Origin of the sequence: Desulfosarcina sp. (assembly GCF_041551955.1) — a bacterium.
GTDB lineage: Bacteria > Desulfobacterota > Desulfobacteria > Desulfobacterales > Desulfosarcinaceae > Desulfosarcina.
The window spans coordinates 1-5,980 of record NZ_JBFELV010000307.1 but is presented as its reverse complement, the minus strand read 5'-3'; the positions used below and the strand labels follow the sequence as shown (position 1 = coordinate 5,980).

The following is a 5,980-nucleotide window of genomic DNA, read 5'->3' as shown; positions in this document are numbered from 1 at the left end:
CTTTGTTTTCTGGGTGTTCACCACCGGTGAGTGGAAGCAGTATATCCCCACGACCCGGAAGATGTTCGAGGTGGTGCGCTACTACCTGGTGGGCATCTTTCGGGGGGAGCCCCACCCGGTGCCCAAGCGCAAGGAGGCCAAGCACAACCCGCTCCAGCGAATCGTCTATCTGTCCCTGGCCGCCTTCCTGCTGCCCGTGCAGATGGCTTCGGGCTTTCTCTACTGGGGATACAACTCGTGGAAAGCCTGGGGACTGGACTGGCTTACGCTGGACACCCTGGCCTTGGTTCATACGGCCGGCGCATTCGCCATCTTGTGCTTCATCATTGTCCACGTCTACATGACCACCACCGGGCACACCGTCACCGCCCACGTCAAGGCCATGATCACCGGCTGGGAGGATGTGGAAGAGGGTGAGGTGCAGGAGTGGGAGAAGGCGGGAACGAAACAACCGGCCGCCTGATCCATTTGCGCGACTGCTTTCCACAACGAGAAAAGCCCCGCCAGCGGATGACACCGCTGCGGGGCTTTTTAGTCCGGGTCATGGCCGGATTTAGACAATCTCAATTAATGCCAGCTCCCCTGAATGGTATCACCTAACAAGCTTAAAGCATGTCATCGCAACTTGATCGGTGTTCGTTCCCACCACCATGTCTGCAAACGAGCTATCCCCCCGTTTGACAATATTTCCCAGTCTACGCGACGCTCGACGAGCCTGGAAGCAACTGGCAAATAGTCTTTTGGCAAGAAACGATATGCCCAAATGAACAGGCGATAAATACTCCATCATTTGAACCGTCGATTCCGGATCAGTTTGTCCTTGTCAGTGCTCACCGTATCCGCAGGAATCTCTTCCTGCTCGGTTTCCTTGCAGGTGGAGATTCCCAATACCGTGGTGATGGGACACCAGGCAATCGCGGCTGTCATGAAAACAACGGCGGCTGCCACATAAAAGCCTTTCCACCAGGCGGCGCCAAGGGCCATGAATGCCAAGCTGGCGACGATCCGGATGATCCGTTCGGTTTTGCCTACATTGCATTTCATGGATGACTCCTTTCAATTTTCAATTCACCTCTTCATCTCTCCATTGTATAAAGCAAGACAAATACCAATTCGATCATTAAATATTAACAGTAATTATATTAGGTTAGTAAAAATATTCGGCCGCCTTGCCGCTGCGGATGTCAGCCTTTTTTACTGGATGATAAAAATGGGGCGCAAGGTGGTTGCAGGACGACTACGAAATTTAAAACCGTATGATTTGCGGTACCACTTTCTACCCGCCGGCAACTGGGTTGTTGGTCCAGGATTTTCTGCGCATCCAGCGGTGTCATGTTCCCTATTACCGATTGCAAGATAACTCACGAACCGGTTGGGTTCGCTTCCGCAGGATAGTTACTTCGTACTTGTAGAATCACATAATTTCGGGTGATCGGATTGCCTAAAATCACCATCGGCGCGCTGGATAAGAAGCTTATGGCACCATAAGGATTTTCGAAAACGTTGTAAGGACTCACATCAGTAAGTGATGAATTCATCCAGCTAAAACCAGACACGGCGCTGGCTGGGTTGGAGGAGGAATAGAACGGCGCCGCCAGTTCATCTCATCTCCCTTTGCCAACGTGTAAAAAGAGCTGACGTGGTCCTTAGCATCAAGCGCCTTCGCCAAGACTTTGACTATTCTAAATCTATTTAATATCAAATAGTTCCATTTATCAACGACCTTGGCATAGGGAATGCTTTAAAAACTTTATTAGGAAGTATCGTTCGCCTGACATCTATTTTTACCTGAAAATAGAAAGGAGATCGCCATGGGCGGAAAAATTGGCCTTGAGGAATACGTACCGGGAAAATACACCCAGCGAAAACCCGGTGCCGAAGCGCTGGTAGGGCATTATGTTCGCATCTGGGAAAGCCGGCAACTGGCCCAGAAGGAAGCGGATTGCGAGGCTACAGCACTTGCCGACCTGCCGCCGTGCATCGCCTTTTCCCGCAAGATCGGCGTCGGCGCCCTCGAGATCGCCGACATGGTAGCCCAGAGGTTGGGATACAAGGTGGCCGACCGGAAATTGCTCGAGCAAATCGCCAACCAGACCAACATCAGCGAAAAGGCCGTGGCCTATTTCGACGAGCGCTTTCCGGGCTACGTCAACCGGACATTTAAGTACCTTTTCGGGGAGAAGGCCTTTACCGACAGCGACTATTCACGACACCTGATCAGTGCCGTCTTTGCCATTGCCGGTTTGGAGTCGACGGTATTCGTCGGCCGGGGAGCCCATCTGATCCTTCCCCGGGAGCGGGTACTGGCGGTTCGCTGCATCGGCTCCGATGATTACCGGGCCAAGCGAATCGCCGAAATCATGCACATCAGCAGATCGGAAGCCAGAAAGAAATTGCCCGGCCTGGACAAGGAGCAGGCAGCCTTCTTCAAAAAAGTCTTCGCCAAAGATGAAGCGCCGGCCTATGAGTTCGACATGGTCATCAACCTGGATCATTTTACCAACCCTGGGGATGTGGCTGACATCGCAACCCTGGCGTTCAATAAAAAGTTCAAGACTGCGGGTTGATCATCGCCCGTCGACGGACCGGTCAACCATGAGGACAACCATTACCGATGAAGCTGTTCAGCAGCGTGTGGCCGCCTGGTTTCCCAGCCTTGCCAACCAACGCCGGTACCAGGTCCATACCGATGCCACCGATTTTTATCAGGTGGGCTACGGGGATGTCCTGCTGCTGGCCAGCCATCCATATCTGATCCTGAACAATGCTAAAGAAGGGCGCTTCGGGCTGGAAGATCAGGAAAAGTTTTGGGTGAAGCGCGCAGTGGACCTGGAGAGCGGCCAGCGGAAAATCATCAAACTGGTTTTTTTCGAAAAATTCACCGCCCACATTGGCGACACCGCCTACGATTGCTTTCGAAGCCCCCGCAAGGAGGCGCGTATTCTGGAACGGGTGGCGGGCCATCCCCATTTTATGCACGGGTTCGCCACATCCGACACCCGGGGCAACATCATCCGGGTACTGGATTTCATATACGGAAAATCGCTTTACGACACCATTGAGGGACTGACCTGCAGTCACGAGAGCTATTTTTTTGATGCTTTCCCAGGAATTCTTGACCACTTCATAACCGGCATCGAGGCCATCGGGTATCTTCACCACCAGGGGGAGAAACACGGCGACATCAGGCGGGACCATGTTATCATCGACCGTGAAAGCGGTAACTACCGTTGGATCGACTTCGATTTCAATTATCGCCACCGTGAGAACATATACGGCTATGATCTTTTCGGCCTTGGTAACATCCTGATCTATCTGACCGGCAAAGGGGATCTGCATGTGCCGGATCTTTTTCAACGACGGCATCCGTCCTTCGGCATGCTCAAGCCGCAGGATCGCAACATTGTCTTTAACCACAGGTTGGCCAATCTGAAGAAAATCTATCCGTATATCCCGGAATCGCTCAATCGCATCCTGTTGCATTTCTCGGTAGGTGCCAACTGGTTTTATGAGCATGTGGACCAGCTTCTGGAGGATTTGGCCCAAGTTAAACGTTGTTGACTGCCTTAAAACCTTTCTCGGAACGCCAAATGAACCCTATGCGGAAGAATCATATTGTCATTGCTGTGGACGGATCGGAAAACTCCCGCCGCGCCGTGGCCTACGTAAGTGGGTTGATCGGCGGGCTGACAGGATTCACGGTGACGCTGCTGCACGTCATTCACGCACCGGAAGAGGATTTTTTCTCATCGCCGCAGGAACGTGAACGGTGGGTCAACTCCGGCCGGAAAAAAGTCGAAGCATGGATCACCGACTATCGGGGCCTGCTGATTGCAGCCGGCGTCGACGCCGGTGACGTGTCCATCCGCGCCGTAGAAAGGGACGGCCCCTCGCTGGCCCGACTGATCCTTGCCGAAGTGACATCTCTGGAAGCCGGCACGATCGTGTTGGGCCGGCAGGGATTGTCCCGAAAAGAGGAGTTCCTTTTCGGCTCCGTGTCCAAACAGATTGTCAGCCATGCCCGCAACTGCACCGTCTGGGTGGTTCAATAAACCGATTTGTCGGCCGCCACCCACGGCCACACTGCCGTAAAAGGTTCGTTCCGCACCCCCCTGACAATGGCTGGCCATGGCCACCAGATCCGCCGATTCCCCCTTGGCGGTGTCGATGATACAGGCCACCACACCACTCCGGCCGATGCGCATCTGTGCTATCAAAATTTACCGCCTGACTTGTCGCCTATGGTTGTATTTTTGGCTATTAGATGGCCAATTATGATGACGGCGGGGCGTAAATCAGCTATTCTGACTGTTCACCCTGGGCAAGGATACTGATAAAGGCACCTCAACTCCCAGTCTGTTGGCAGTGTTTTTAAAAGAAGCAAAGGACACTCAATGAAAATTTATGCCATGTCATGCTGCCGATTAAAAGCCAGGAAAAGGATCTTTCTGCCGCAAGCGGACAAAGATATCTTCATTGAATTGCCCATACCCGCTTTTTTGATTACCCATCCGCACGGAGATGTGCTTTTCGATACCGGCCCTCATCCTGATCTATTCAAAGACGCCTTTGGCCGTTGGGGAGGACTGGCCAGGGATTTTCAACCCATTGGCGACGAAAGTATTGGAATCTTGTCCCAATTGAAGAAAATGGATTGCCAGCCAGACGGCATTCGCTATGTCGTGAATTCTCATCTTCATTTTGATCATGCGGGTGGGAATCAATTTTTTCCGGAGGCAACCTTTCTTGTTTCCAAGAAAGAGCTCGCTTTTGCAAAACGGCCAGAGAATGAAGGCAGGGGGTATTTTAAGGCTGATTGGGACCATCCGCTAAATTACCAGGAATTAGAGGGTAAGTTTGATATTTACGGGGATGGAAGCTTAGTGGTTACCCCAATGCCTGGTCACACTCCCGGTCATCAAATTTTGGTCGTTCGGCAAAAGGAACAGCAAGCCATCATACTGAGTGGTGACAGCGTCCCTCTTAAAGAGCATTACCAAAACCTTGTCGTTTCCAGAAACAACTATGACAATGAACAGGTACTCGAATCGGTGAAAAAACTACAAACCATGGTAGACTCGGAAGAGGCTTTTGTTGTTCATGGACATGATGCTGAACAATGGGCTGAATTAAAAAAACACCATACTATTAGGCTATCTTTTTAAGCCAACTCCGAAAAAAATGAGGGCACACCACAGCAGATTGACAAGACGTAACTTGACCAAGTCTGTCCGTGGGACAGCTGCTGATATGTTTGTTGCCGATGTTCACCTGAAAAGCGAAGGGCCGCCGGGTGGATGTTGCCGGTGGCCCTTTCCTGTTACTCGTTCAGGCGAGTTTAGGGGTCGTCCGAATGACACCGATCGCTCATATCCCCAAGTAGGCCTCTTTGATATGGGGATCGGCGAGCAGTTGGTCGGCGGCCCCTTCCATCACGACGCGGCCATGCTCCAGCACATATCCACGGTCGCTCAAGGAGAGGGAGTGGTTGACATCCTGCTCCACCAGAAGGACCGTGGTTCCTTGATCGGCAATCTTTCGAATGGTCTCGAAGATGCTGTTGATCAGAACCGGTGCCAGCCCAAGAGACGGTTCGTCCAACATGAGGAACTTGGGCATGGCCATCAGTCCCCTGCCAATGGCCACCATCTGCTGTTCGCCGCCTGATAGGGTCATGGCCATCTGGTTCTCCCGTTCGGCCAGTCTCGGCAGCATGGCGTAGACCTGCTTTAAGGTCTCTTCCTTGTGCTTGTCTGCCCGCTTGTTGTAGGCCCCCACAATCAGGTTGTCCTTGATCGTCATGAGTGAAAACAAACGCCGGCCCTCGGGTACGTGGACAATCCCGCAGCCCACAATCTCCTCCGGCGGAAGCGTCTGGATCGGGCGGTCGTCGAACCAGATTTCTCCGCTGGCCGGTTTGATGAGGCCCGAAATGGTCCGCAGCAGCGTCGATTTGCCGGCACCGTTGCCGCCAATGATG

The 5,980-nt window shown here is 52.6% G+C and carries 7 protein-coding genes; 5 read left to right on the top strand and 2 right to left on the bottom strand.

The annotated features are described in order from the left end of the window. Positions 1–463 (top strand): cytochrome b/b6 domain-containing protein (locus tag ABYV26_RS18635; RefSeq protein WP_372682865.1); only part of this gene is annotated, 463 nt, incomplete at its 5' end. 323 nt (positions 464–786) lie between these two features. On the opposite strand, the gene ABYV26_RS18630 is transcribed toward ABYV26_RS18635, so the two are convergent. Beyond that, the gene (locus ABYV26_RS18630) at positions 787–1,044 is read right to left on the bottom strand and encodes a DUF2892 domain-containing protein (protein ID WP_372682864.1); all 258 of its coding nucleotides are present in this window, start codon (positions 1,042–1,044) and stop codon (positions 787–789) included. 767 nt (positions 1,045–1,811) lie between these two features. Between ABYV26_RS18630 and ABYV26_RS18625 the strand changes: the two genes are divergently transcribed. From ABYV26_RS18625 to ABYV26_RS18610, 4 genes are all read left to right on the top strand, one after another. After that, the gene (locus ABYV26_RS18625) at positions 1,812–2,567 is read left to right on the top strand and encodes a cytidylate kinase-like family protein (protein ID WP_372682863.1); all 756 of its coding nucleotides are present in this window, start codon (positions 1,812–1,814) and stop codon (positions 2,565–2,567) included. 28 nt (positions 2,568–2,595) lie between these two features. Continuing rightward, positions 2,596–3,561, top strand: a complete 966-nt coding sequence (locus ABYV26_RS18620) for a serine/threonine protein kinase (protein ID WP_372682862.1) — start codon at positions 2,596–2,598, stop codon at positions 3,559–3,561. Positions 3,562–3,590: 29 nt separating this feature from the next. After that, the gene (locus ABYV26_RS18615) at positions 3,591–4,052 is read left to right on the top strand and encodes a universal stress protein (protein ID WP_372682861.1); all 462 of its coding nucleotides are present in this window, start codon (positions 3,591–3,593) and stop codon (positions 4,050–4,052) included. 342 nt (positions 4,053–4,394) lie between these two features. Then, complete coding sequence (locus ABYV26_RS18610; RefSeq protein WP_372682860.1) at positions 4,395–5,165, top strand: N-acyl homoserine lactonase family protein; 771 nt, start codon at positions 4,395–4,397, stop codon at positions 5,163–5,165. 202 nt (positions 5,166–5,367) lie between these two features. Here ABYV26_RS18610 and ABYV26_RS18605 read toward each other — a convergent pair. Next, positions 5,368–5,980 (bottom strand): ABC transporter ATP-binding protein (locus ABYV26_RS18605; protein ID WP_372682859.1); only part of this gene is annotated, 613 nt, incomplete at its 5' end.